This window comes from Rhodobacteraceae bacterium LMO-JJ12, from assembly GCA_021555075.1.
GTDB lineage: Bacteria > Pseudomonadota > Alphaproteobacteria > Rhodobacterales > Rhodobacteraceae > JAKGBX01.
In genome coordinates this window covers 761,839-787,486 of sequence record JAKGBX010000002.1, presented here as the reverse complement: position 1 = coordinate 787,486, position 25,648 = coordinate 761,839, and the positions used below count along the sequence as shown (strand labels likewise).

Genomic DNA, 25,648 nt, shown 5'->3' with positions numbered 1-25,648 from the left:
GTGTTGAGCGATATACAACAGGGCCAACGCGATGCTAAGTTGCATCTTCATGTCGAACTGAGCGAACCTCTGTAGCAAGGCTATTCCAGGCTTTAGGTGTGGGTGAGAGACTGCGTGCATCTTCATAATCCTCCTTAGTTAGGTGGGGTATGTGATAGGATAACGGGTGCGGATCACCCACTAATCCGTGGTATGCTGCGGCGAGGCGATGATCCGCCAAGGTCCGCTATGGGCCGATTCTGTTGAAAACTCGAAAATCCGGCCGATACTTTTTCCCGCCGAAATCCATTGATTCATCCAAGTCGGCGAACGATCAGTGGAGGTCATGACGACCTCTCACATTGCCAAGTCAGCGCTTCGGCCAACCCCATCGCCGAATTTTCCGACAAACTCTTCACGGGTCACGTTTCTAGCAGTTTTAGCCACAATCGGAGTTTTTCAACTCAATCGGCCGGAAGAAGACAATGCTTTAGTCTAAACTTTCACGCATTGTTCTTCCGATATCGGGGTAGTCTCTAAACGCGTACTTTAACAAATACAATCACATACCTAGTCTTGCAAATCCGTGAACACCGGTTCGATTCCGGTACTCGCCTCCAATCTTTTCAACGGCTTATCAGGTTTTCACGCTCAGTGCCGATCATCGGTTTACAGGTCGGTTTACACTGGGCGGCCAATTCAGGACCGCCAAACCCAACACAATACGCGTTTCTGACAGGAAAAAGCCGCGAGAATATCTCCCCGCGACATTCAGAATTTCGAGAACTGACTGGATGTCAGAACGACGACGGGCAATCCGATCAAAAGAATCAATGAAACTGCGCCAGTTGGGAGTCAGTCCTCAAGAATTAGGTTGTGTTGAATTTGCCGGCCAATCATCCCTTTTACTTTTCGACCAAATCCCGCGCGATCTTGGGCTCGGCCCAAACCTCATCCGAGACTTCCGGCACAAGAGCCACATAGCGCTCGATGACATTTGCAGCATGGCGCTGCCCCCAGCCCATCGTCACCGCAATCTCGTTGAGAGAGCATCCGGCGCGAAGTAGCTCTGTCGCCGCCGTGCCGCGTAAATCATAGGGACGAAGCTCGTCACGAATCGGCACAAGCGTTTGATCATCTCTTGCCTTGATATTGTGGCGAATCTTGACTTCCCGGATAATCTGGCTCGCGCGTAATGCGGTCAGTGGCTGCCCGGTGAACGACGTCACGATTAAATTCTGGCCTTTCGGCATAGTGTCGATCAGGCGGCCGAGTGCCGGGGTCACCGGAAGGCTGATAGCCTTGCCCGTTTTTGTGCGGCGAAGAAAGAGGCGGCGTCCCATCTGCGTTCTTTGCACATGCGCGCGCTCCAGAATGCCAATATCTTGCGGGGCAAGGCCGCCTTCGGATGCAGCGATAATCACGCGCTCCTCCTCGGGTCGCGGCTCATCCAATAGGGCTTGAAGCTCTTCCGGCACCCAGATCAGATTTGAGCGGTCAGATCTATATAGCTTCTTCTGCCCTTTTGTGATGATGCGTCCGCAATGCGGTATCGACATTGCAGGCCCAGTTCAGAAATGTTGTCACCACTGTTCCGGCATAATCGTAACGCTTGAGTGAGTGCTTCCATTTGTTGCGCCATTCGCGGATCTCGGAAACTGAATCGAGCTCTTCAAACAACGCGATCCGATCATCGCCGAATTCTCCTTCGAGATCATCAAGGAAGCCGTTGTAGTCGCTTTGGGTGCGTTTTGCGAGCTTCGTAAATACAACGGATTCGCGATACTTCTTCAGAATAGTGCGGGTGGTCTTTGCACCGATCGGTGGTGTGGCACGCTTACCCTGTCTGGCGCATTCGAACGCCGAAACATAGCGCTCATCACTTACATCGAACTCCATATCGCTCGACCAGAATTTCGGGCCGCCCCGAAACACATAATGGTAGAACCTTTTTGTTCCGTTACTGAGCTTCTTTGTCACGCGATGCACGCCTACGATGCGGTTCTTGTTGTCTTTACGCACCACCGCGCGCCCTCCTTTTTTCAGTCAGAGACATTTCGACCGCTGGCAATTCGGTATTCATAGGCGACAGAATGTTCTGCGCGATATCGAGCCGTTCACGACGTGTTTGGGGTCGTAGATATTGACCCGGCCCGGGACCCTCTGGATTCCCATTAACTTGCACCAGTTACGGAAACGGGAGGTCACGCCGTCATAGCCCATGAACACTGCAAGTTCTTCGCCTGTCATCAGCGGCGACAGGATGGCGGGGTGTGGATATTTTTCATTCTACTTCTTCCGTGTTGCCTTACCCATATGACGTGCATCCGCCTGCGGGGCGGCGATCGGATCTTTGATCAAGGTTCGATATCTTCGACCGCAGATATCGATCTGCGGACACGCAGCGCGCCGGTAGATGGCACCACGTCGATCATTGGCTGGGTTCAAGATGCGTACCGGCAGGAGCAGCAGGAAGTTGGAGCCGACACGCATGTCGCCCACGATCAAGCCGGGGGCGTCTGGACCGATTGGTCCTCAAGAGGACGGCGCCGCGGGCGGCGCCGTCTTGCATCAATGTTGCATCAGGTCGTCGATGAGACGCGCGGCCTTGATCGCATCGAGGACATCCCCGATCATGCCGTGCAGGATGGAAAAAGCATCGGCTGCGCAGTCCAGCGCCTGTGCGCGATGATCGAGATGCCGGATGTGATGCGCGCCCCTGTGTCGCACTCGTCCGCAATCCAGGCGACCTCAGTGCCATCTGAAATCTCATGCTCGAGGGTTGCGGCAAGTGCTGCAAGGTCGTGAATGAAGGCCTCGTCGAAAAGATTACCTGTGGTCAATCGATGCATGATTTCTTCGGTAAACAGCCTGCGCTGAGGCGGCAAGGATGGGATGACGGCATTGAACAGCTGATCATACGTGATGCGAGCCTGTCCCAGCGCTGCTACCGCCAGCCCGATTAGAAACTCCTGATGTGAAAGTTGATGGGTCATCGTGCGCCTCCTGTCTGGTTTACGACAGAACGAAAGCGGCGGCGCTCAACAATAAAGGTCCGGGGAGGCAGATATTTTCCGCGCAGGGGAAGCATACAGATTTCGATGTGTTGTTTCATTTTTGTCTCCTGGGATTCGGCCCGCGACATGTGCCGCGTGCGTTGATCCCGGATGCCTCGACTACAGCGTCGAAGGTGGTAGCGAGTGGATCTCATTCCCGCTCGAATATTATCAGTCGCGCAGCGAGAGCATGGGGGTGTTGTCGGCGATGTGGCGCGCCGCATCTCTCGCTGACCGTCGCCGCCTTGTATCCGAAGTTGGTCAAGTTGCGGCATATCCCAACATTTTCTCCGCCTCCCCGCCGGGCAATCAGAAAGAGCGGGTTAGCCCTGCTGCAATCCGAAGGGCCATGGATGGGAGTGTCAAGACGGAGGAGCGCGTTCTTGCGCTTGGCCTTGGTGAAAAACCCTTGTCTTCGGCGATGGTTGCAGCAATGGCGCCGACATCTGCCTTCCTGGCAGAGGTTTTTCTGAGATATTTTGCGAGAGATGAGTCGTGAAGCGAGGCTGCTCTTACGGCAGCCTCCGCCCGGATCGTGTCCTTAGGTGGAGTGGAGGGGCCCGATTCAAATTTCAGTGCAAATCTCGATCCTGTTGCGCAGGGCGGCATCGGATATCTCGCCCCAGCCATTGATGGTTTCGATGATGCCAGCAAGATCTTCCGTGGTGTTGCTTGCCAGCGCGTGACGGCAGGCACCAAGGGTTGCCTCGGCCTCAGGTGTGTGCGGATCGGCAGAGGCAGTCATCGAGAGCATGGCGCATAGGGCGGCGAAACACATAATGCGCATGTTAAATCCTTCCCTGTTGATGGGCAAATGTGTCTGGTGACACTATTGAGTCCTAATATTGGCTATAGCGCGAAAACCAGAAGAACTTTCCGTGGCTGGATGGGCGTGACACCACCGAAGGACGCCGGGCTGAAGCCAGGCGCCAATCACGGCCCAACTCATGCGGTGCAAATGACCAATTTTCTACTGGCCGCCACCGCCCAAAAAAAAGGTCCTCAATAATGAGGCCGGTGATCCGACGAATCGTTTCCCTTAATCGATCGTGACGGAAGATGCGCCGCGGAAAGCCCAGCTTCTGCTGAGGAAAAAGGTCAGCACGGCGGCGAGACCCGTGGACAAGATCAGCCCCGAGATATCCGAGCCCATATCGAACCAGATAAACAGGCCGAGCAGCGTTTCATTAGCCGCAAACCCACCGCAGGCAACCAGCACATAACGCATGAACGATGTCATCAGAGACGCTGGTTGCTCGGGAAAGGAAAACCCGTAATGTCCGGTGAAGCTGACCAGAAATGCGATCAGAAACGATATTGCATTGGCCCACAATGCGGGCCAACCGGCATCAATAAGCGTCACACCGACAAGCATGTGCAGCAGCGTCGCCATACCGCCCACCAGGGCAAAACGAAAAACCTGGCCCAACATCAAAGCGGCGTGTCCTTTGCGCCAGTGTCCTCGGCCACGATAAAACCGGGCCGGCCTTTCACCTCGGTAAAGATCCGCGCCAGATATTCGCCGAGAACCCCGATCGAAATCAGCTGCACGCCACCAAGAAGAAAGATCGCGACGGTCAGGGTCGACCAACCGGGAATGTCCACGCCGAAGATCAGTGTGCGGATCGCAATCCAGAGGCCGTAGAGAATGGACACAACCGCGATTCCAAAGCCGATGCTCGTCCACATCCGCAGCGGCCAATCGGTGAACGAGGTCAGACCGGTCAGGCCCAGCCGCAGCAGGCCCCTGAACCCGAATTTCGACCGGCCACTTTGACGCAGATTCAGCTCGATAGGAATGGCCTTGGTGCGAAACCCGACCCAACCATAGAGTCCCTTCATGAAGCGGTTGCGCTCCGGCAGGGCGCAGAGTGCATCCACGACCTTGCGGTCCATTAGGCGGAAATCCCGTGCATCCGACGGAATGGGGGTTTCGGCGCCGAGATTCAGAAGTCGGTAGAATAGACGGGTGAACAGACGCTTGGCGCAAGATTCATCCGCCCGGTGGGCGCGGATCGCATAGATCATCTCGAACCCTTTGGCGCGATAGGCCAGCATGGTTTCCAGATGGCACAATGGCTCTTGCAGGTCCGCGTCCAAGATCACCACCGCTGCCCCTTTTGCGGCCTGAAGCCCGGCCATGATGGCCTGCTCCTTACCAAAGTTGCGCGACAACCGGATGACCCGGACCGGGATGCTCCTGCCGATGGTTTTGGCGGCATCGGATGTCGCATCTGAACTGCCGTCGTCGATCACGATGATTTCGTGACTTGACACCAGACGCTGCGCCTCTTTGCTGATCCGGCGCACAGTCTCGGCGATATTGTCTTCTTCATTGAAAGCCGGGACGAGGAACGACAGGTCCGGGACCGGTGCAGAGCCTGGTATGATGGACGGCAACAGTCGCGCCTTCCCGGATGGCAAGGATATCTCGTTCATGACTTTTCTCCGTCCATCGGATTTTCAACCAGAAGGATCCGGCGCCCGAATTGTCCTGCATTGCGGAACTGCGATCCGACAATGCCAATCACTTCGGCGAGCGCCTGTGGCGGGAGAGCGATCGCGTCGCGCCGGGCGTTGGTGACAAGCGCGCGCAGGTGTTCGGGTTCCGTGGCATATCGCAAGGCCCCCCGCGTGTAGAACTCGCCGGAAAAACTGCGCCCGCCCCAATAGGTCAGAGGCATCTCGGGATCGATTTGATGGGCCTGTTCGACCAGCATCAGGTCGGTCATGTTTGTCAGGCGCGAAGGTGCCAGATGGGCGACAAGCGAAACAGCCAGATACAAACCGGCAGTGGTCGCAATAGCCACCCCGAACGCAATGCGGGTGGCTGTTGCGGGGCCGACCCATAAGTCGCACCGGATCGAAGTCAGCAGGATTGCGGCGGCCGGAACCGCTGGCAGCGCATAGGCGGGCAGGATGTTGGCCGCTGGTGTGAACAGGATGAGGGGCGACAGTACCCAGAATGCCAGATAGGATAGCCAGCCCTCATCTTCATCGCGCATCAGGTCAATTATCTCGCGTCTCTTGACCACGAGGGCTGAGGCAAACAGTGACCAGGGCAGGAAGACCGCCAAGGCATAGATCCAGATCATTCCTTTGGGCTGCATATGGCCGCTGCCGTAAAGATCGCCGCTCCATCCCGGTACTACGAACCGTTCATAGTGCTCGCCGATGAGGAAATACCGGAGAAAACCTGGGGTCCTGATTTCAGCGACCAGATACCAGGGCAACGTCAATGCAGTCAGAAGGATCAGTCCGGTTGCCCAGGGCAGACGGCCCAGCAGATGCCATCGCCTTCCGACCAGTATCCATAGGACCAGCGGGATCGCCGTCAGAACAACGGCCACCGGCCCTTTGGCCATCAAGCCGATGGCAAGACCGACAAAGAACATATTGCCCCAGATCCGATGCGATCTACTCCCGCATGCGCAATTGTAAAAGGCAACCATGCTCAGGGTGGTGCCGAGAACCATGACCATATCAGTCATGACAAAAGCCGATGCGCCGAAGAACAAGAGCGAGGACACTGTAACGGCAATCGCGATAAGCGCCTGATCCCGGCCTCTGTTCCGACGCACCCAGTCAAAGACAATGATCACGGTGATGACCGACGCCAAAAAGATGAAGATCCGCGCACCGAAATTCCCCACACCGAAGATTTTCATGCCGAGAGCTGACAGCCAGGTATGCAGCGGCGGCTTGCCCCAGAAGGGTACGCCATAGTCGAATTGTGGCGTGATCCAATCGCCCGAGACCAGCATCTTTCTGGCGATTTCGATATAGCGGGCCTCAGTGGAATCGATCACCGGCAGCCAGAATATCATCAGCAAACGAATGGCGATCAGGGCGACCAACGCTCCGATAAGAAATCTGCGGTCTTTGTCCGATAGGGCAAACGTGCCGGCCGCAGCTTTCTGTCTCCGCTTCCTCGCGATCTCGGAATTTCGCTCAAGCGCAACCATATCAATATCCAGTCCCAGTGTTGCCGGATGGATAATTACTTCAGCATCGCCGCAGGATGGTCGTTTCTATACCAATCGGTAATCTTGCCGCGATAGCGGCGCGGCGCCGCACACGCTATCATCGCGGCGCACGGAGGGTTGGATCATGCGCGTTCTGGTTATTGAAGACGACGTCGAAACGGCGAACTACATCTGTTCCAGCCTTCAGGCTTTGGGACACGCCTATGAACATGCATCGGACGGGAAGCAGGGCTTCCTGAGCGCCCTGGACAGCGAATTCGATGTGATGGTGGTGGATCGGATGCTTCCGGGGCTGGATGGCCTGTCGTTGGTCCAATCGATCCGAAGCGCAAAAATTGAAACACCGATCCTGTTCCTGAGCGCGATGGGGGGCATCAATGACCGCGTCGATGGGCTTGAAGCCGGCGCAGACGATTATCTGGTGAAACCCTTTGCATTTTCGGAATTGTCGGCTCGATTGACGGCTCTGGCCCGTCGTCCACCGATCCAGGCTGAAGTGACACGGCTTCATCTCGCGGATCTTGAGGTGGATTTGATAAGACACTCGGTCAAACGCGCAGATGTGGCGATAGCATTGCAACCCCGGGAGTATCGGTTGCTGGTCTATTTGATGCAGAATGCTGAACGTGTCGTCACGCGCACAATGTTGCTGGAAGCGGTTTGGGATTTTCATTTCGATCCCAGGACCAATGTCGTGGAAACCCATATCAGCCGGTTGCGCAGCAAGATCGACAAACCGTTTGATCGCGATCTGATTCATACCGTGCGCGGGTCCGGATATTCCTGCCATGCGTAGAGCCGCAATGCAGTCAAATCGTATCGGGCGGACCTCGTTTCGGTTGTCGCTACAATTCTCGTTTCTCTATTCGTTGTTGATGGCTGTCATATTTATCGGCGCCTACTGGATGACCGACCGCGAGGTGGGCGACTGGGTTTACGATCGGATGGAATCGGACGTGGCGACGCTGTCAGAGATTTATGAGCAGAAGGGTTTGTTCGAACTGACGGAGCGGATCAATGCTTTGACCGAGGTCAATTTTGAAAACTCCAGGATATTTCGGCTGACGGATGCGCAGGGCGACATGTTGGCGGGGAATATCCTTGCGATGGCGTCGGATCGACCCGACGGCTTTGTCAGGCTCGCAGAACTGTCCTTGAGTGGATCGCCAAACAACGAGGTTTCAGGCTATTGGATGACGCAGCAGCCGATCGGCCCCTATCTGCTTTTGCAGGGCACGGGCGACAATGTTGTAGCCGAAGTTCTGGAAGTTTTGAGCGCCGCCCTGGTTGGCGGCTTTATCGTAGTTATCGGCCTCGGCCTGCTGGTAGGCGTCCGGGTCGGGCGAATTACCGAAACCAGGATCACCGGGATTTCCAGCGCGCTCGATCGCGTTGCCGAGGGCGACCTCGGCGCCCGTGTTCCGGTTTCGCCTGGGTCCAAGGATGACCTCGGCAGAGTGTCTGCCAGCATTAACGCCACCCTTGGCCAGCTTCAGGCCCTGTTGGAAAGCCAGCAACAGATTTCCACTGATATTGCCCATGACATGCGCACGCCATTGCAGCGCTTGCGCCAACGGCTGGAAAGAATGGAAGCCCAGCACCTGCCCGATCCCGCCGACGCCGCCGCGGCTCTGCACGAAACGGAAGACATCATATCCACCTTCAACGCCCTGTTGCGCATAGCCCAGATCGAGGCGGGCGACCGGCGTGAAAGGTTTAGCGATGTCGATCTCAATCAGATCGCAGAAACCGTTTTCGAAGCCTTTGAGCCAACTGCCGACGAAGCGGGCCAAACCTTGCAGCTAAAACCGTCGCCTGAACCGGTATCCGTCTCGGGGGATCGCGACCTGCTGATGCAGATGGCCGCAAATCTGGTGGAGAATGGGCTGCGTCATTGCTCCGTCGGATCGGCAATCGAAATCGGCGTGACCACCTCTGGAGACAGACCTTCGTTATGGGTATCCGACAATGGCACCGGGATCGCTCCGGCCGATGCGAAAAAGGTGTTCCGCCGGTTCTATCGCGGGGAAAAAAGCCGAACTTCACAGGGGCATGGCCTCGGGCTTGCCATGGTCAAGGCCGTCGCCGATCTGCACGATGCGTCGATCCTGATCTCGGACAACCGGCCCGGGTTGCGGATGAGCGTCGCATTTCCGACCAGCCGAAAGCTCAGTTGAGAAACTGCCCCCCTGGCTTCCAACCATGCGGGCGTTCTGGCGAGTCCGGATATGCAGTTGCTCATAACCTCGATCAGGCCAGAGCTATTCGAAGCCCACCGGAAACTGGCGACTAGTCTTAATACCGAACCCTTCGAAATTCTCCAACCAAACAGGTCTTGACGCTTTCGCCGGACAAGATCACAGCCCGGCAAATCGCTCTTAATTGCCATGTTGAACAGCGCGTTCCCGGTGGTTCTCAGCGGTCCTCAGCCAGTCCCTAATCCTCTAAACATATTTCGGTCAAATAGGACGTTTCTGGCCGCAGATGCATGGGACTGAACCGCAACAAGACCACCGCTGAATGGGCGCAATAGTAAAGAATCTCGGTCAGCGGATCGTCGACAGTTTCAGGCTGACTATCTTGAGATCACGCAGCGGAACGCCAATCTCCTCGGCGGCACGCATCGCCACATACTTGTGCGACGTGCCATGAAACGCGGTGTCAAAAACTGCGACCTGAGGCAGGTGCGGCCAGACTTCTGTTGCAATGCGCACAGCCAGCAGATTTGCAGGATTGTGGAGCGGCGCCAGCGGTGTCAGCGCCACAATCGCCTTAACTGTCGGCTCGTCAAGGACCGTCGTGGTTCGGAAGGCTTCGCCCCCATGGACAATGCGATGGCCAACCGCGTCCAGTTGGGTGATCCCATGGTCAGCAAGAATAACCGGAAGGGCCGCCAATGCGGCGGCAATTTCGCCGAACGGTGCTTGCCCGGTCTGTGTCGTGCCGTCACTACCTCTTTACGGCGCGTTGTTTCCAGAGGGAATGGTCAAGTTACCCGTCGCATGACGATGGCGATAGTCATCCCGACAGGTTCATCGAACGTCGGAACAGCGCCAGACTGGCCGCGAAGAAGACCAGCCCAAGCCCGCCCATCAGCGCGAGTTGGATCCAGACGGCTTCGAGTCCTGCGCCGCGAAACACCACCGCCTTGGCGAAGGCCAGGAAATGGCGCGATGGCAGCGCCATGGTCAGGCGCTGCACGATGTCGGGCTGGCTCTCGATCGCACCCTGCCCGCCCGACAACATAATGATCGGGATGATCACCATGATCACCAGCAGCGCGAACTGCGCCATGCTGCGCGCCATTGTGCCAAGAAACATTCCGATAGCGGCGGCGGCGGCGAGATAGACTGCGGTGCCAGCCAGCAGCAGCGGCACCGATCCCGCGACAGGCACATCCAGCACCCCTTGCACCACAAACAGCAGCGACAGCGTGAAGGCAGCCAGCACCACGACTACGTTGGCCAGCACCTTGGACAGCGCGATTTCGAGCGGCGTCAGCGGCATCACCATCAGATGTTCGATGGTGCCTTGCTCGCGCTCGCGCAGCATCGCCGCGCCGGTCAGCGCGATGGTCAGCAGCGACAATTGGTTCAGCAGTGAGGACACCGCCTTGAACCAGACAGGATTGCCGTTGGCGTTGAAGGCGCGGCGCAGTTCCAGCCGCAGCGCAGGTTCGGGTGCGTCGGGGCTGCCAAACAGGAAGGCGCGGGTTTCGGAGGCCAGGATGCTGGCAATGTAATCGGTGCCAAGCTGGGCCTGGCTAACTGCGGTGGCATCCACCTCGAGTTGGGCGGCGGGCGCGAGGCCCGCGATCACATCTGCCTCGAAACCAGGCGGGAAGCTCAGCACAAACATGATGCGGCCCGCGTCCATTTCCGGCGCCACTTGATCGGGCGTGATCATCACCGGCGGCTGGAACCACGGCGGGCCGAGCGCGTCAGCCAATTGCCGGGTGAGACCGGAATTGTCCTCGTCAAGGATGGCGATGGCGGCGTTGCGCACCGTATCTCCGGCGCCGCTCGCCTCGAGAATGACGGCGATGACAAAGGACCACAGGATCAGGATCACCATCACTGGATCGCCGAGCACGCTTTTCAGCTCCTTGCCGGCCAGCCAGAAGATGTTTGTCAGCCGCCGCATGCGTCACTTCTCCTGTTTGCGCAGGGCCAGCACGGCCAATGCTGTGAGGAGCGGGCCGAAGGCGGCGAGGCGCAGCAAATGGCCCGAGAGTTCGCTGAGACCCAATCCCTTGGTGAAGGTGCCGACACTGATGCCCATATACCAGGTGGTCGGCCAGAACGTGCCCATGAGGCGCGCCGCCCCTTCCAGCGAGGACACCGGCGTGGTCATGCCGGAAAACTGCAACGTCGGCATCACCGACAGGATGGCGGCGGCGAACACCGCCGTCACCTGGGTTTTTGTCAGCATCGACACCAGCAGCCCATACCCCGTCGCCGCCACCGCATAGAGCATCGCCCCCAGCACCAAAGTCACCGGATCGCCCTTTAGCGGGACACCCAGAACTACGACCACCAGCGCCGTCAGGATCACGAAATTCAACAGCGTGATGGCGATATAGACCAACTGCTTTCCGATCAGAAATTCGGCGCGGCTGGTGGGCGTGACGTAGAAGTTGGTGATGGTGCCGATCTCCTTTTCACGCGCCACGCTGACCGCCATCAGGATCGCGGGAAACAGCAACAGCAGCAGCGGCGGGATCGACGGGCCGATGGCAGGCAGGCTTTCCATCGCCGGGTTGTATTGAAAGCGCGGGATCAGCCCGGCGGGCGGAGCCGCATCAGGGCTGCGCGGTATCGCCAGATCGGCCAGCGCAAGCGCCGATTGCGCGCCCGCGCCCAGCACATGGGCATGGGCGCTCTTGACATAACTTTCAACGGTGCCGGCGCGGTTGGTGTCGGAACCGTCGATCAGCCCGGCGATCTCGGCCACCTCGCCACGGCGCACCGCGCGGCCGAACCCCGGCGGAATTTGCAGCGCCAGGGCGAGCTCACCGCTGGCCATGCGGCGTTCCTGCTCGTTGGCACTGGTGATTGAGGCAAGCTCGGAAAACCAGCTGGATTCCTCGAACCCCGAGAGGTAGGCGCGGCTTTCGGGGCTCTGGTCCAGATCGAAGGCGGCAAAGGGGATGTCGCGCACCTCCTGCGAAATGCCAAAGGACATGATCAGCAACAAGAGCGCAGAACCAACAAAGGAGAACACCAGCCGCACCGGATCGCGGCGCACCTGCATCGCCTCGCGCGTGGTATAGGCCAGGAGCCGCCCAAGGCTGAATAGCGACGACGCTTTGCCATGGCTCTGCGCTGCATCCACGCTCAGCGCCCCTTCATCAGCGCGCATCTCTGGCGGGTGAGCATCAAGCATATAGGCGATGAAGGCGTCTTCGAGCGTCTCCATACCGCGCGTGGCGATAATCTCCTGCGGCGCACCCGTCACAAGAACCTTGCCCGCGTGCATCAGCGAAATGCGGTCACACCGCATGCCCTCATCCATGAAATGGGTTGAGATGAAGATCGTCACACCGTCGCGATGCGCAAGTTCCAGCAACATCTCCCAGAACGCATCACGCGCCTGCGGATCGACGCCGGAGGTCGGTTCGTCGAGGATCAGAATGTCGGGCGCGTGGATCACCGCAACCGCCAGCGACAAACGTTGGCGCACGCCGAGCGGCAAAGCGGCTGCGACCTGTTCGAGATAGGGGTCCAGCCCGAAACGCGGCACCAGATCGGCCATCCGCTCGGCGGTCAGGGCGGCGCCCAGCTGAAACAGCCGGGCGTGCAGCAGAAGGTTCTCGCGCACCGTCAATTCGCCATAAAGCGAGAAGGATTGCGACATGAAACCGACGCGGCGACGCGCGTCGATATCCTGCGCATCAACGGGCTGACCGAAGATCGAGGCCTCGCCCTCGGTCGCGGGGGTCAGACCGGTCAGCATCTTCATGGTCGTGGTCTTGCCGCAGCCGTTAGAGCCAAGAAAGCCGAATATCTCGCCGCGCGCGATCTCGAAGCTGACCGAATCCACCGCCGTGAAGTCGCCAAAGCGTTTGGTCAGATTGCGGGCCTTGATTGCCGGTGGCCCGTCAGAGGCAACGGTCGGTCCGGAGGCGGTTGACGCCTCCGAAGGTGCGGCGGTTTCACCGCCCAGCAGCGCGACATAGGCGGCGCCAATGTTTTTGGTCCCGGTTTGCGCCCTCAGGTCGGCCGGGCTCGCCTCGGCCAGCACGCGCCCTTCGTTCATGGCGATCAGGTGGTCGAACCGTTCGGCCTCCTCCATATAGGCGGTTGAAACCAGAACGGACATTTCGGGGCGGTCCTTGCGGATTGTGTCGATCAGATCCCAGAACTGGCGGCGCGACAGCGGATCGACGCCGGTGGTGGGTTCGTCCAGTAGCAGAAAATCCGGGTCATGGATCAGCGCCGCGCACAGCCCCAGCTTCTGTTTCATTCCGCCCGAGAGCTTGCCTGCCGGGCGGTCGAGAAACGCAGAAAGACCGGTGGCGCGGGTCAGGCGTTCAATACGCGCGGCGCGCTCGGCGCGGCCTTGGCCGAACAGCTTGCCGAAGAACTCGAGATTCTCACGGATACTGAGGTCGTGATAGAGGTTCTTTCCCAGCCCCTGCGGCATGAAAGCGATCCGGCGCCCGATTTCGGTTCGGTGGCGGGAACTGGACATGTCGCCGCCCAGTGTGTCGACATGGCCGGTCTGCAACTTCTTGGCCCCGGAAATCAGCCCCATGAGAGTCGATTTTCCGACCCCATCCGGCCCGATCAGCCCGACCATACGCCCGGCAGGGATGGCAAGCGTCAACTCGTTGAGCGCCGTCACCTTGCCGTAGCGGTGATTGACCGCCGCAAGCTTTGCCACCGGGTTGATGGCCTCGCCATCGGTTTTCATTGATCCGTCTCGCCACCGGCTCCCTCGCCGCCCGCCATCGGTGCAGGCAGGGTGTCAACAACCTTTGGCGTCAACCCCTCGGGCCAGTCGGGCATGCTGCCGTCCGGTCCGGCTAGTCGCACCCAGGCAACGCCGCGCACACCGGTCTTGACCTGTGCCAGGCGGGCCTCGATCATCTTCTGGGGTATCCGCACCCGGATGCGGAACATCAGGCTTTCGCGCTCGGCGATGGTTTCGACCTGTTTGGGTGTAAACTGCGCCTGCGGGGCGACAAAACTGATGGTGGCGGGAATGGCGGCATCGGGCATCGCATCGACGACGATACGCGCCTCATCCCCGAGTCGCACCCGCGTGGCGGCCCCGGCAGGCAGGAAGAACTCCATATAGACATCACTCAGGCTTACCAAGGTGAGCAGTTTGCCACCACTTCCCAGCACCTCGCCAGGCTGCGCCAATCGATAGAGGATGCGTCCCGGCAGCGGCGCATAAAGCGTGCTATCGGCAATGCGCGCCTCGATCTCGCGCAGGGCCGCCTTCTCGGCATCGACGGCACGCTCCTTGGCATGGGCCTCGGCCTGTACCGCGGCGAGCCCGGCTTCGGCCACCTGGGCCTGAGTGCGCTGAATATCGTAATTCGCCTGGGAAATGATATCGCGCCCGCTCAGCGTCTCGGCGCGCGCCAGCTCGCTGTTGGCAAGGGCAAGGTTCGCCTCCGCCTTGTTCACGTTGGCCTCAGCCACCGCCACGGCCGCCTCGGCACTGGCCGCAGCGGCCTGCGCACGCATCTTCTGCGCTTCCAGTTCGGTTGTGTCCATAGCGGCCAGAACGTCACCCTGCGCGACAAGATCTCCTTCCTGCACCGCAATATTGGACACCCGGCCAGACAGGCGGGTTGAGACATCGACGAGGTCGGCCTCGATTCGCCCGTTGCCACGAGCGAATCCGTCGGGCGGCAGGTCGCTCGGAGCAAGCAGAACCTTCCAGGCCGCGTAACCCAGAAACACAGCCAGAACGGCCAGGACGAGTGTGATGGAAACCTTGCGGGACATGGCTCAGGCAACTCCTTCTGGATCATCGTGAAGCGTGGGTGGCGGCTTGCCGTGATAAAATTCAACGAGCGCCGCAATCGCCTCGTCTGCGGTCTCGACCATGGTGAACAGCTTGCGATCCTCGGGGGCGATCATGCCCTCAGCCACGAGAAAATCGAAATCGACGGCCCGGTTCCAAAATTCCGGCCCGAACAACACGATCGGGAGCTTCGCCATCTTGCCTGTCTGCACCAGCGTCAGCACCTCGAACAGCTCGTCAAACGTGCCATAACCGCCGGGAAACGCCACAAGCGCCTTGGCCCGCATCAAGAAGTGCATCTTTCGCACGGCGAAATAGTGAAACCGGAACGCCAGATCGGGGGTTATGAACGGATTTGGCACCTGCTCGTGCGGCAGGGTGATATTGAGTCCGACCGAACGCGCGCCGATGTCGTAGGCGCCAAGATTCGCGGCCTCCATGATGCCCGGGCCGCCTCCGCTCATGACGACGAAATCGCGACGCCCTTTCTGTTGGAAACGCGCCGAAACCAGTCTTGCGAACCGTCGGGCCTCTCCATAGTAGCATGACAGGCGCACGTCGCGTTGCGCACGGACCAGACCCCGTTGGCCTTGGGGATCGGTGCGATTTTCGGCCCGGGTCTTGACCAGCCGGTCTTGCGCCATTTCGGGGGACATGATCCGGGCGCTGCCGAACACGATCACGGTCGAGCGGATTGCGCATTGGCGCAGCGCGCGCTCGGGCTTGATCAGTTCGAGTTGCAACCGCACCGACCGCAGGTCGTCCTCGGCCAGAAGATCCGCATCCTCATAGGCCAGACGATGCGCCGGGCCATGCCGGATTGTCTCGCTCAGTGCCTTGCGCTCATCCGCGTCAATCATTGTGGCCACCGGGCGAGATTGATGCGCGTTCCCTCAGCGCATCGCGTGCTTTGACCGGGACGTGCGAGGCGCGGGCCGCGCGCGGAGAGCTCATGTCCATGGCGACCTCATTGCTGCTCTCCGATACCCTGCGTTTTAGCGATGCCACGTCGATAGATGGCAAAGACGCGCGGGGCATCTTCGGTCATGTTGCTCATGTCGCCCGAGATCAGGGCCTGCATGACGAGGCCCTGAATGGTGCCGATGAACAGCGTTGCCGCCGCGGAGGTATCCAGATCGGCGCGCAATTCGCCGCGCGCCTTTCCGTCCTCGATCAACTCGTTGAGGCGGGCTGCGTATTGTTTCAGGATTGCGCGCGCGAGCCGTTTTGCAGGTGTCGCCTTCGACCCCTGCAACTCGCCAAACAGCATCCTCGGTGCGCCGGGATGTTCGGCCACGAAATCGACATGGGCCAGAAACATCGCCTGCATCCGCTCAAGCGGCGACTCGATCCCTTCGCCGGCTTTTTCGACGCGCGCCATGAGACGTTCGGCCACCCATTTCATCACCGCCTGCCAGATCGCATCCTTGTTGGGAAAATGCCGAAAGATCGCGCCCTGGGTCAGGTTCATTTTCTTGGCAATGGCGGAGGTCGTGATGTCGCTGGGATTGGTCGAGCCGGCCAGATCGAGCACCGCCTGAACGGTAACGTCACGGCGCTCTTGCGCCGGAAGATTCTTGTGTTTGTAAGCACTCATTCAGCTGTCTCCGTTCGCCATGCCGCGACGCCAAGCCAGGTCATGGCGGCAACCATGGATATCCCGCCGACAATAACGAAAAGCGGCGGCACACCAAACAGAACTTCGGTGAGGATGCCAATCGGCATCAACATCCCGGCAAGTGCAAGGCCCGATGTCCAGCGTCGCGTCGCGGCCGCGAGCGGCAGGCGCAAAAGGACGAGTCCGACCGCAATATTGATGAGCGCGAACAGATTGCCATGGACATGAGCCAGACGTGATTCGAAATGCTTGCCGATCGCGTAATCCGTGATCCATTGTTCCTTGCCCGGCGCAAAATCGCGCAGGAAGATCAGCAAGAATCCATAGAGCATGAAGAGAGCAAGAAACAGAAAACCTACTGCGATGTTGATCCTGCCGTTGAACATGTGATCTCTCCTTCGTCATAACCGTTTCCGGCAGTGTGTTGCCGACCATCCAGACCGCATCATATGATGACTTGATTTCAAATAGTAATCAATTACTATCTTGATTCGGATGCCCCGACAATCCCGAAGGACGGAGAATGTACGCAACCGCATCCACAACCCTCGGGGGGGAACATGGCGCACAGGAAAAAGGGAACTGTTGTGCAGATGCGCGACGACTCCGATGAGTCCGGCCTGGTCAGGACAGGGTCCGGAGACAACTTGGAGAAGGCGATGGTCATGGCTGTCAAACACGCCGATGGGAATAATAAAATGGCCAGAACCAGCGAAGACCTCGGGAACGCGCGGATTGATGGTCCCGAAGACGGAGCCGATACCCGACCCATCCACGAAACCCTCGATCATGCCACGCAGGTCTGGATCTCGCGCTTTACGCATGGATTGTCGCCCGCCGCGCTGATGGGCGCCTGGTTCGACTGGGGCACGCATATCCTGGCAGCGCCGGGCAAGCGCCTGGAACTGGCCGAAAAGGCCGCAGACAAGGCCGCCCGGCAGGCCCGTTTCATGATCAAATGCGCTTCGACCACCGGCGATGCCACACCCTGTATCGAGCCGCTGCCGCAAGACCGCCGCTTTCGCGACGAGGCGTGGCAGATGAAGCCGTTCAACATGATCTATCAGGGCTTCCTGTTGCAACAGCAATGGTGGCACAATGCCGTCAGTGACGTTCCCGGCGTCAGCGCCGATCACGAGCGCGAGTTGCAATTCATGACGCGCCAGATGCTCGACATGTTTTCGCCGTCAAATTTCCTGCTCACCAACCCCGAGGTGCTGCGCAAGACCCGCAACACGGCGGGTCGGAACCTGGTTGAGGGGATGCAGAACCTTCTGGAGGATATGCGCGCGGCGATGCCCGGGGCCGACCCCGTGAGCACCGGGGAATTTCTGCCGGGGCGCGACGTGGCGACAACCGAGGGCAAGGTTGTCTATCGCAACCGGTTGATCGAGTTGATTCAATACACCCCGAAGACCGACAAGGTGCATGTCGAACCGATCCTGATCGTCCCGGCCTGGATCATGAAGTATTACATTCTCGACCTGTCGCGACAGAACTCGATGGTCCGCTATCTGGTCGAACAGGGCCATACCGTCTTCATGATCTCGTGGAAGAACCCCGACGCAGAGGACCGCGACCTGACGATGGAGGATTATCGCCGTCTCGGGGTAATGGACGCGCTGGATGTGATCGGCGACATTGTTCCCGACCGCAAGATCCAGGGTGTCGGATATTGTCTGGGCGGCACGCTCTTGTCGGTCGCGGCGGCGGCAATGCAGCGCGATGGAGACACGCGGCTGGCCTCGCTGTCGCTTCTGGCCAGCCAGGTCGATTTTTCCGAGCCGGGCGAGCTGGGGTTATTCATCAACGAAAGCCAGTTGGCGTTTCTGGACAGCGTGATGTGGAAACAGGGGTATCTTGATACAACCCAGATGGCGGGTGCGTTCCAGATGCTGCGCTCCAATGACCTGATCTGGTCACGGATGGTGCGTGAATATCTAATGGGCGAACGCTTTGAGATGTTCGATCTCATGGCGTGGAACGCAGATGCGACGCGTATGCCCTACCGGATGCATTCGGAGTATCTGCGCAAACTCTATCTCGGCAATGATTTCACCGAAGGGCGGTTTCGCGTCGCAGAACAGCCGGTGCATGTTTCCGACATCCGGGTGCCGATCTTTGCAGTGGGAACGCTCAAGGATCATGTTGCGCCGTGGAAATCTGTGTTCAAAATCGACATGCTGAGCGACACGGATGTGACATTTGCGCTGACCAGTGGCGGGCATAATACCGGGATCGTGACACCGCCGGATCATCCCCGCCGAACCTATCGGATCAGCACCCGGACAGAGGCCGATCTTCACGTCGGCCCCGACACATGGATTGAGCAAACGCCGGTGCACCAGGGGTCGTGGTGGGAGCCATGGGCCGAATGGCTTGATGGGCACGCGGGCGCCATGGTTGCGCCGCCGCGCATGGGCCTCAAAGGTAAGGCCCCTGTCGCCGATGCGCCAGGCACATATGTGTTTCAGAAATAGGCAATTGGCTGGCGGCGCCAGTCGCGAGAGAGAAAAGGAAGATTGCACATGACAAACCGGCTGAAAAACCGGCAATGGGGCCTCTTGGTTGCGGCGAGTGTGGCCGTCCTGTTCGGACTGCTGACCATAAGTGCTGGCGGGCGCGCATTGTTTGGAAGCGCCGAGGCACGCGCCTCGGTAGGCGATGCCGTGCCTTTCGTCTTGTGGTTCAACTTTCTCGCCGGATTCGCCTATGTCGCGGCGGGGGTCGGGCTATTTCTGTGCAGGCGCTGGGCCGTACCCCTCGCGATTGCGATCTTTGCCGCAACAATTTTGGTGACGCTCGCTTTCGCAGCCCACTTGGCTCTTGGCGGCGCCTACGAGATGCGCACGGTCGGCGCAATGAGCCTGCGCACCATCGTGTGGGGTATCATCGCCGCAGTTGCGGTGCGCAGCACGCATACGGTTTCAACCGCGCAACACTGAAGGCCGTCACACGCGGTTCGCGCACCGGGAGACACCGGAAAAAAGGAGAGAGGAAGTGACAGCAAACACCGCAACAACGAGACGAAACCGGATAGGCGCACCTGTGTTGGCCGTAACCCTTGCCTTTGCCGCCGGTTCTGCGGCGGGGCAAGAGGTGATGCCCGTTTCACCCAATTTGACGCCGACACTTCAAGACCTGTTGCGCAAGGAGATGCTGTCGATCGAGGATGCCAGCAAACAAATCCTGTCGGCCCTGATCGCCGGAGATGACGCGCGTGTCGCCGAACTGGCGCAGCAAATTCACGACAGCTTTATCTTGCAACAATCCATGACGCCAAAGGACAAGCAAGACCTGATGGCTGCGGTCCCAGAGGGTTTCGTGAGGCGCGACCGCGCGTTTCACGAAATTTCGGCCAGCCTGGCCGAGACTGCGCGCGCAGGCGACCAGACGCGACAACACGCCGAGTTCAATCGGATGATCGAGGCATGCTCCGCCTGCCATGCGCTCTATGCGACAGACCGATTTCCAAAGCTCGCTGAATAAAGACACCGCCACTCTGGAGGGGGAGTCTCCGGCTTTCCGGGCTGGCGGGAGCCGCGGCGCTGATGACAGGGAGGACGAGATCATCAGCGCCGTCTGGCTCGCTTAGCTGGCATCTTTCGGTTCGTGGGGAGGCGCGAAGAAATGAATGATATGATTATCGGCGCGTATGACTGTTCGGAACGAAAACGCGCCCAGTTCAGGCAGGTGGCAGAGATCATCGGTATCGACAAAACCTATCTGGACCGGATGCTCAATTTCTTTGGCGCGCGTGTCTGCTTTGACAGGCAACTCGGTCGGTTCTGTACCGAAGAAACCGGCTGTGACAAGGCAAGGCAAATGGAACGGATGACGGTCTTTTGGCGGATGATCGCACTCTACGAGGAAGGGTATTCCGGCAACCTCGTGCAAGTGCATCGAGACCTGCCTGATATCCGGCGGCAAGATTTCGCGCGCTGGCTTGAGTTGTTTCGTGAAACACTCGATGAAACAGCCCCGACGCCCGAAGCCGCAAACTATCTCATGGCCAGGGCGACACGTGTCGCGCACGGTCTGGAGAAGGCGGTATTCGAGCGTAAGGCCGATGATATTTCGGTTCTGCACGAGAAGGTAATCACGGATAAAAGATCGTAGCTCCGACATACTCGGTGTGAAACAGTGTGCCCCGAGCCGCGCGTTACCAAAGTCTGACAAAACATGCGCCACCCAACCGCTTGCAGGTTAGCGGCGTAGCCCTCACTGTTTCAATGTCAACCGCAACCCGTTTGATGCGCGGTACTTCCCCTCCGACAGGCTGATCAGGGTCAAGCATTCGTCGGCTTTGCGCGGCCCGGTCACGAGCGTCACACAAAGCCGGTTGCCCGATAGCGCCCAATGACCTTCTCCGATGCCGAGAGGAGATTTCATCTTTACCGAGCCATCCCGACCATAATGCAACGTCACCGACATGATCCCCTTGCGCCCCTGAAAGCTATGCCCGACAATTTCGCGCTGGATGTCCTCAGCCGAGAGCAATTGCTCCGCTCGGGCGTCCGTGCAGAACGCGATCAGCATCGCGACGACAAGTATCGCCAGCTTCAGCCCCTGAAAAGCATTTGACCTGCAGCCCGGTGGTTTCTTGTGTTTGCATAACCGAACTTGCACCGAACCTTCAGGAGACCTGTCCGTGTTCGCTGGCTGATCATATCGCGCGGGAAATCCGCGCCGGGTAATAATCATTTCACACGCCATACAGCTCTTCCTCCTGAGGTGTAGCAATGCCAGCAAAGCGCGCAAACAGGTCCGTTGGGAAAGGCCACACGGGGGTATTCCCCTTCTGCGCGCTACCCCTGCCGTCTTTGGTGTTCATCTGGCGATCCGCAAAAGATAGTGACCAATTACTATCACCTCAAGTGCAAATTGCAACACCAATCTTGTGCGAATGCCCGGACCGCGCGATCACTCAGTGTTGTGACACCCGCGCGGTGCGCGAAACACCGCTTCGAACCCGCCTGTTTTTCCCCGCACGGGAGAATACAGAATCAACTCGCCCTCGGCGCCCTCTGCGATGGCCCTGACAATCGACAAGCCAAGCCCGCTGCCCTGCATCAGCGCCTGCCCCCGCTCAAACCTTGCAGTCAGTCGGGCCAACGTTTCTGCTGGCACCGTCGGGCCGCCATTGATGACCCGAAGGATACCATCGCCCGTCAGGATCACCTGCACGGGGCCCTGTTCGCTACCATGACGCAATGCGTTCTCGACCAGGTTGCGGGCAAGAATTGCAAAGGCGTCAGGGTCGATATCCGAAGGCACCGGATCGTCGGCAAGGGTGGCATCAATTCGCCCCGCCCCGACGCTCCGCTTCAGATCCGACAGCACCATCTCCAGCACCGGGCGCAGGTCTGACATATGGCTCTGGCGAAGCCGCCCGCCCTCGGCGCGGGCCAGTTGCATCAGTTTTTCCGACAACCGGGTGAGCCGTTTGAGCGCTATTTCAATCTCGGCTGCCCTTTGTCCTGCCTGCGGATCGGTGGTTTCAGCCAGCAACCGCTGAGTCTGGGCCAGCGCGGCGGCAACCGGCGTGCGCAGCTCATGCGCAGCATTGGCGGTGAAACTGCGCTCGGCGTCCAATGCGCGCCGTAGCCGTTCAAGAAGTTGGTTGACCGCCTGCACTACTGGCGAGATTTCACTCGGCAAACGGGTCTCATCCACAGCCGACAGATCGCGCACCCCACGACTGGCCAAAGCCCCGCTAAAGCGACGAACCGGCCGCAAGCTTAGGCGGACAATAGCCACGATACCGATCAGGCTTAGTGGAATGATTAGAAACAGCGGCAGCGCCAGCCCCATCAGCGCCTCGCGCGCGACGTCGGCGCGATGGCTCAGCGGCTCGGCTACGGCGATGGTGACGGTTCCCTGAAGGGCTGCGTCATAGTAGAGTCGGTGGGTTTTTGTCTGGCGGAATCCCATGCCGTCAAAAGGCGGGAAATCCACCTCTTCGGCCGCGTGCGAACGCATCAGAATGCGGCCTTGGCTGTCGCGCACCAGATAGGTGAAAAACTCCTCGTGCTGGCGCAAGGTAGCAATGCGTTCGCTGACGCCCTCGTCCTCGCGATCAAGAATGTCGAGGACCGCCAATGGCAGGATACGCTGGGCGGTTTCCTCCAGCGTTGAATCAAACACCTCGTCCATCTCGCCGCGCAAAAGCGTGGCAGTGGCCAATGCTGCCGCCAGCCATAGCAGCGTCAGGCCGATCCCCAACGCCAACGCCAGCCGCCCTTGAAGAGAGCGCGGTCCCCTCACGGCGCACCCAACCGATAGCCCATGCCGCGCACGGTCTCAATCCGCTCGCGCCCCAGCTTCTTGCGCAACCGGCTGACATGCACCTCGATCGTGTTGCTTTCGATCTCGGACTCAAACGAATAAAGCCGCTCTTCCAGTTGCGCCTTGGACAATAGCTGGCCGGGTCGTTGGATGAGGGCCTCAAACAGCACCCATTCGCGCGCTGTCAAAGCCACCAGCTTGCCGCCACGCTGCACCGAGCGTGCGGCAAGGTCGATCTCGAGGTCGCCCAGTGTGACCAGCGGATTGGGATTGCCGCTATAGCGCCGCACCACCGCGCCAAGACGCGCCGAAAGTTCGGAAAGGTCGAAAGGTTTGACGATATAGTCGTCAGCCCCGGCGTTCAGCCCTTCGATCCGGTCGCTGATCTGATCCATCGCGGTCAGGATGATCACCGGGGTTACGTCGCCGCGTGCCCTGAGCATGCGCAGAAAGTTCTGACCGCGCCCATCGGGCAGCATCAGGTCGAGCAGAATCAAGTCATAGCCCGCCACATCCAGATATTCGCCCGCCGCATCGAGCCGCACCGCCCAGTCGACCGAATGGCCGTCGGCCGCGATCTGGTCGTGCACCGCAGCCCCCAGCACCGTATCATCTTCGATCAGCAGCACGCGCATGATATTCTGTCCTGTTGTCGTTACGCCCTCTCTATCACCGACAAAGCTGACGCGCACCTGAAGCCAAAACCGCGCGCGCTTCAGGTCCGTGTCAGGATTAGACGCAATATGGTCTCATACCCACTGGCTACAGGAGACGGGAAGATGAGAAAATACCTGATGACGGCATCCCTGATTGCAAGCTTTGGCGCGACCGGCATGGCCCTCGCCGACGATGACTGCCGCGTGCCCAAGGCCGACTGGCAACCGCGCGAAGCGGTGCAGGCGATGGCCGAGAGCCAAGGCTGGACCCTGCGCAAGCTCGAAACCGATGACGGCTGTTACGAGATCGAGGGCAACGATGCCGAGGGTCGCGAAATAGAAGCCAAGCTTGATCCCGCCACGCTGGCGATCGTCAAGCTGAAATATGGCGATGGCGAATGCCGCGTGCCGATGGTCGACTGGCAGCCGCGCGAGGCGGTTCAGGCGATGGCACAAGAGCAAGGCTGGGCCGTGCGCCGGATCAAGACCGATGATGGCTGTTATGAAATCAAGGGCCGGGACGCCAAGGGCCGCAAGTTCGAGGTCAAGCTTGACCCCGCCACACTGGCGGTGGTCGAGACCGAGTATGACGATGATGATGATGACGACCGTGGGCGTGTCATGGCCCCTGCCACGGCCGGAACGGTCCAGCCGCCCGCCAACGGGCTTTTCACACCGGGCAGCAAACCCGTGATCGAGTGATGGTTCGCGCCGGGGCGGGCGCATGAAGGCGCCGCTCCCAGCATAAGTCAAACGCTCATATCCGTGAAGGACCCACGATTATGACTCTGAAAAGCACCGCCGACCGTTACGGATCGCTGTCGATCAGCATGCACTGGCTAATGGTGCTGCTGCTGATCGCGGTTTACGCGGCCATCAACCTGCATGACATCGCCCCCAAGGGAAGCGACCTGCGCGCTGAGCTGAAACTCTGGCACTTCATCCTCGGCCTCGGGGTGCTTGCGCTGGTGCTCGCGCGCATTGTGCTACGTCTGACATCGGGGGCTACACCAGAAATCACACCACCGATTTCTCGCTGGCAGTCCCTATCGGCACAGGCCCTGCATGTCGCGCTTTACGCCTTCATGCTCGCCATGCCGCTAATCGGTTGGCTCGCGGTGAGTGCGAAGGGCGCGCCGATCACATTCTTCGGCCTACACCTGCCAATACTGATCGGCCAAGACAAGGAACTCTATGATTGGCTGAAGGAAACACACGAGGTCATCGGGACCGCAGGGTATTACCTGATCGGCCTGCATGCCGCCGCCGCCCTGTTTCATCATTATGTGATGGGGGATAATACCTTGCGGCGCATACTGCCGGCACGACGCTGATCACCGAGAAAGTCCCACTGGTCGGCGCGGCCGGTCATGGCTGCATCACCTGATCTGAACATCCTTCTGCTGCGCAACACTTCGGACAACCTCGGCCTGCGCTCCAACCCCGTCGCCCCTCCAGAGCGGCGGGGCTTCTTTTTTGCCGAACGGAACCTGACGGCAGGCTGAAGCAGTTTTTCGTTTCCCGTCAGGCTGGCATCAGCCCAACCCCTCATTCCGGTTCTCGAAACCACCAAGAACATAAGGACAGACCCCATGAAAACCCTACTCTCCGCCCTTGCCCTGACCACCGCCCTGACCGTACCGGCGCTGGCGCTGGCCAAGCCGGTCACCCTGACCACCACCCTGAACAACTATGGCGGCGACGGCGCCTATCTGGCGCTCTACGTCACCGATGCACAGGGCGCCTACATGGGCAGCTTGTGGATGGCCGGGAGCAAGGCGAAATATTACGAACATCTGCGCGATTGGTATCGTGCCACCGCTGGCAACCCGGCCGAGATCAACGGCATTACGGGCGCAAGTGTCGGTGCCGGACGGCAGCTGAAGATAACGCTCGATCTGGCCGATGCGCTGTTTGATGCCGGCTACAAGTTGCACATTGATGCCTCGGTCGAGGACATGCGCGACAGCCCCTCCGAAGTGGTTGTGCCGCTGACCAGCGCGGGTGCGGGCAAGTCGGTGCCGGGCCGTCGCTATATCCGTGATTTCACCTACAACATGTAATTCGGCGGAGGCCCTTCAT

At 59.4% G+C, this 25,648-nt stretch carries 26 protein-coding genes and 1 pseudogene; 10 read left to right on the top strand and 17 right to left on the bottom strand.

The window, feature by feature from the left end; genetic code table 11:
* Positions 1-884: 884 nt before the first annotated feature.
* The 7 genes from LZG00_15815 to LZG00_15785 all read right to left on the bottom strand — a co-directional run bounded on the left by LZG00_15815 (position 885) and on the right by LZG00_15785 (position 7,000).
* A complete protein-coding gene (locus LZG00_15815) occupies positions 885-1,457 on the bottom strand; it encodes a tyrosine-type recombinase/integrase (protein MCF3595459.1) in 573 nt (190 codons plus the stop codon).
* Positions 1,458-1,482: 25 nt separating this feature from the next.
* The gene (locus LZG00_15810) at positions 1,483-2,004 is read right to left on the bottom strand and encodes a hypothetical protein (protein MCF3595458.1); all 522 of its coding nucleotides are present in this window, start codon (positions 2,002-2,004) and stop codon (positions 1,483-1,485) included.
* Positions 2,005-2,612: 608 nt separating this feature from the next.
* Positions 2,613-2,975 (bottom strand): hypothetical protein, encoded by a 363-nt coding sequence (locus tag LZG00_15805; GenBank protein MCF3595457.1) that lies wholly within the window; start codon positions 2,973-2,975, stop codon positions 2,613-2,615.
* A 625-nt stretch (positions 2,976-3,600) separates the two neighbouring features.
* Positions 3,601-3,822: a hypothetical protein gene (locus tag LZG00_15800; GenBank protein ID MCF3595456.1), complete on the bottom strand. Its 222-nt coding sequence runs from the start codon at positions 3,820-3,822 to the stop codon at positions 3,601-3,603.
* Between the two features lie 252 nt (positions 3,823-4,074).
* Positions 4,075-4,467, bottom strand: a complete 393-nt coding sequence (locus LZG00_15795; protein ID MCF3595455.1) for a GtrA family protein — start codon at positions 4,465-4,467, stop codon at positions 4,075-4,077.
* The gene (locus LZG00_15790) at positions 4,467-5,474 is read right to left on the bottom strand and encodes a glycosyltransferase family 2 protein (GenBank protein ID MCF3595454.1); all 1,008 of its coding nucleotides are present in this window, start codon (positions 5,472-5,474) and stop codon (positions 4,467-4,469) included. Before LZG00_15790 ends, LZG00_15795 begins: the two co-directional genes overlap by 1 nt.
* Positions 5,471-7,000, bottom strand: coding sequence for a glycosyltransferase family 39 protein (locus tag LZG00_15785; protein MCF3595453.1), 1,530 nt, complete (start codon positions 6,998-7,000; stop codon positions 5,471-5,473). The genes LZG00_15790 and LZG00_15785 overlap by 4 nt, the downstream gene beginning before the upstream one ends.
* A 145-nt stretch (positions 7,001-7,145) precedes the next feature.
* Here LZG00_15785 and LZG00_15780 point away from each other — a divergent pair, with 145 nt between their 5' ends.
* Positions 7,146-7,817, top strand: a complete 672-nt coding sequence (locus LZG00_15780) for a response regulator transcription factor (protein ID MCF3595452.1) — start codon at positions 7,146-7,148, stop codon at positions 7,815-7,817.
* Positions 7,810-9,198 (top strand): HAMP domain-containing histidine kinase, encoded by a 1,389-nt coding sequence (locus LZG00_15775; protein ID MCF3595451.1) that lies wholly within the window; start codon positions 7,810-7,812, stop codon positions 9,196-9,198. Before LZG00_15780 ends, LZG00_15775 begins: the two co-directional genes overlap by 8 nt.
* A 369-nt stretch (positions 9,199-9,567) precedes the next feature.
* Here LZG00_15775 and LZG00_15770 read toward each other — a convergent pair whose 3' ends face one another.
* The 7 genes from LZG00_15770 to LZG00_15740 all read right to left on the bottom strand — a co-directional run bounded on the left by LZG00_15770 (position 9,568) and on the right by LZG00_15740 (position 17,008).
* A complete protein-coding gene (locus LZG00_15770; GenBank protein ID MCF3595450.1) occupies positions 9,568-9,918 on the bottom strand; it encodes a hypothetical protein in 351 nt (116 codons plus the stop codon).
* A 121-nt stretch (positions 9,919-10,039) separates the two neighbouring features.
* On the bottom strand, positions 10,040-11,164 hold the full coding sequence (locus tag LZG00_15765) for an ABC transporter permease (protein MCF3595449.1): 1,125 nt from the start codon (positions 11,162-11,164) through the stop codon (positions 10,040-10,042).
* 3 nt (positions 11,165-11,167) lie between these two features.
* Positions 11,168-13,936 carry a ribosome-associated ATPase/putative transporter RbbA gene (rbbA, locus tag LZG00_15760; GenBank protein ID MCF3595448.1) on the bottom strand — a complete coding sequence of 923 codons (2,769 nt, stop codon included), beginning with the start codon at positions 13,934-13,936 and terminating at the stop codon, positions 11,168-11,170.
* On the bottom strand, positions 13,933-14,985 hold the full coding sequence (locus LZG00_15755) for an efflux RND transporter periplasmic adaptor subunit (protein MCF3595447.1): 1,053 nt from the start codon (positions 14,983-14,985) through the stop codon (positions 13,933-13,935). The genes rbbA and LZG00_15755 overlap by 4 nt, the downstream gene beginning before the upstream one ends.
* A gap of 3 nt (positions 14,986-14,988) precedes the next feature.
* Positions 14,989-15,864 carry a TIGR00730 family Rossman fold protein gene (locus LZG00_15750; protein ID MCF3595446.1) on the bottom strand — a complete coding sequence of 292 codons (876 nt, stop codon included), beginning with the start codon at positions 15,862-15,864 and terminating at the stop codon, positions 14,989-14,991.
* A 107-nt stretch (positions 15,865-15,971) separates the two neighbouring features.
* The gene (locus LZG00_15745; GenBank protein MCF3595445.1) at positions 15,972-16,601 is read right to left on the bottom strand and encodes a TetR/AcrR family transcriptional regulator; all 630 of its coding nucleotides are present in this window, start codon (positions 16,599-16,601) and stop codon (positions 15,972-15,974) included.
* Positions 16,598-17,008 (bottom strand): hypothetical protein, encoded by a 411-nt coding sequence (locus tag LZG00_15740; GenBank protein MCF3595444.1) that lies wholly within the window; start codon positions 17,006-17,008, stop codon positions 16,598-16,600. The genes LZG00_15745 and LZG00_15740 overlap by 4 nt, the downstream gene beginning before the upstream one ends.
* 279 nt (positions 17,009-17,287) lie before the next feature.
* Between LZG00_15740 and LZG00_15735 the strand changes: the two genes are divergently transcribed.
* From LZG00_15735 to LZG00_15720, 4 genes are all read left to right on the top strand, one after another.
* Complete coding sequence (locus LZG00_15735) at positions 17,288-19,102, top strand: alpha/beta fold hydrolase (GenBank protein ID MCF3595443.1); 1,815 nt, start codon at positions 17,288-17,290, stop codon at positions 19,100-19,102.
* A 48-nt stretch (positions 19,103-19,150) separates the two neighbouring features.
* Positions 19,151-19,567: a hypothetical protein gene (locus LZG00_15730; GenBank protein MCF3595442.1), complete on the top strand. Its 417-nt coding sequence runs from the start codon at positions 19,151-19,153 to the stop codon at positions 19,565-19,567.
* A gap of 55 nt (positions 19,568-19,622) precedes the next feature.
* Entirely contained in the window at positions 19,623-20,111 is a 489-nt protein-coding gene (locus tag LZG00_15725) for a cytochrome c (GenBank protein MCF3595441.1), read from the top strand.
* Positions 20,112-20,252: 141 nt separating this feature from the next.
* Positions 20,253-20,741: a group III truncated hemoglobin gene (locus LZG00_15720; GenBank protein MCF3595440.1), complete on the top strand. Its 489-nt coding sequence runs from the start codon at positions 20,253-20,255 to the stop codon at positions 20,739-20,741.
* Between the two features lie 102 nt (positions 20,742-20,843).
* On the opposite strand, the gene LZG00_15715 is transcribed toward LZG00_15720, so the two are convergent.
* The 3 genes from LZG00_15715 to LZG00_15705 form a co-directional block, all read right to left on the bottom strand.
* Complete coding sequence (locus tag LZG00_15715) at positions 20,844-21,161, bottom strand: hypothetical protein (protein ID MCF3595439.1); 318 nt, start codon at positions 21,159-21,161, stop codon at positions 20,844-20,846.
* Positions 21,162-21,545: 384 nt separating this feature from the next.
* Positions 21,546-22,889 (bottom strand): ATP-binding protein, encoded by a 1,344-nt coding sequence (locus tag LZG00_15710; protein MCF3595438.1) that lies wholly within the window; start codon positions 22,887-22,889, stop codon positions 21,546-21,548.
* The gene (locus tag LZG00_15705; protein MCF3595437.1) at positions 22,886-23,545 is read right to left on the bottom strand and encodes a response regulator transcription factor; all 660 of its coding nucleotides are present in this window, start codon (positions 23,543-23,545) and stop codon (positions 22,886-22,888) included. The genes LZG00_15710 and LZG00_15705 overlap by 4 nt, the downstream gene beginning before the upstream one ends.
* Before the next feature lie 144 nt (positions 23,546-23,689).
* Here LZG00_15705 and LZG00_15700 point away from each other — a divergent pair.
* The 4 genes and pseudogenes from LZG00_15700 to LZG00_15685 all read left to right on the top strand — a co-directional run bounded on the left by LZG00_15700 (position 23,690) and on the right by LZG00_15685 (position 25,629).
* A pseudogene (locus tag LZG00_15700) lies at positions 23,690-23,965 on the top strand (PepSY domain-containing protein).
* A gap of 48 nt (positions 23,966-24,013) precedes the next feature.
* Positions 24,014-24,268, top strand: coding sequence for a PepSY domain-containing protein (locus LZG00_15695; GenBank protein MCF3595436.1), 255 nt, complete (start codon positions 24,014-24,016; stop codon positions 24,266-24,268).
* An 80-nt stretch (positions 24,269-24,348) separates the two neighbouring features.
* Entirely contained in the window at positions 24,349-24,900 is a 552-nt protein-coding gene (locus LZG00_15690; GenBank protein ID MCF3595435.1) for a cytochrome b, read from the top strand.
* A gap of 258 nt (positions 24,901-25,158) precedes the next feature.
* Positions 25,159-25,629 carry a DUF2271 domain-containing protein gene (locus tag LZG00_15685; protein ID MCF3595434.1) on the top strand — a complete coding sequence of 157 codons (471 nt, stop codon included), beginning with the start codon at positions 25,159-25,161 and terminating at the stop codon, positions 25,627-25,629.
* Positions 25,630-25,648: the final 19 nt, after the last annotated feature.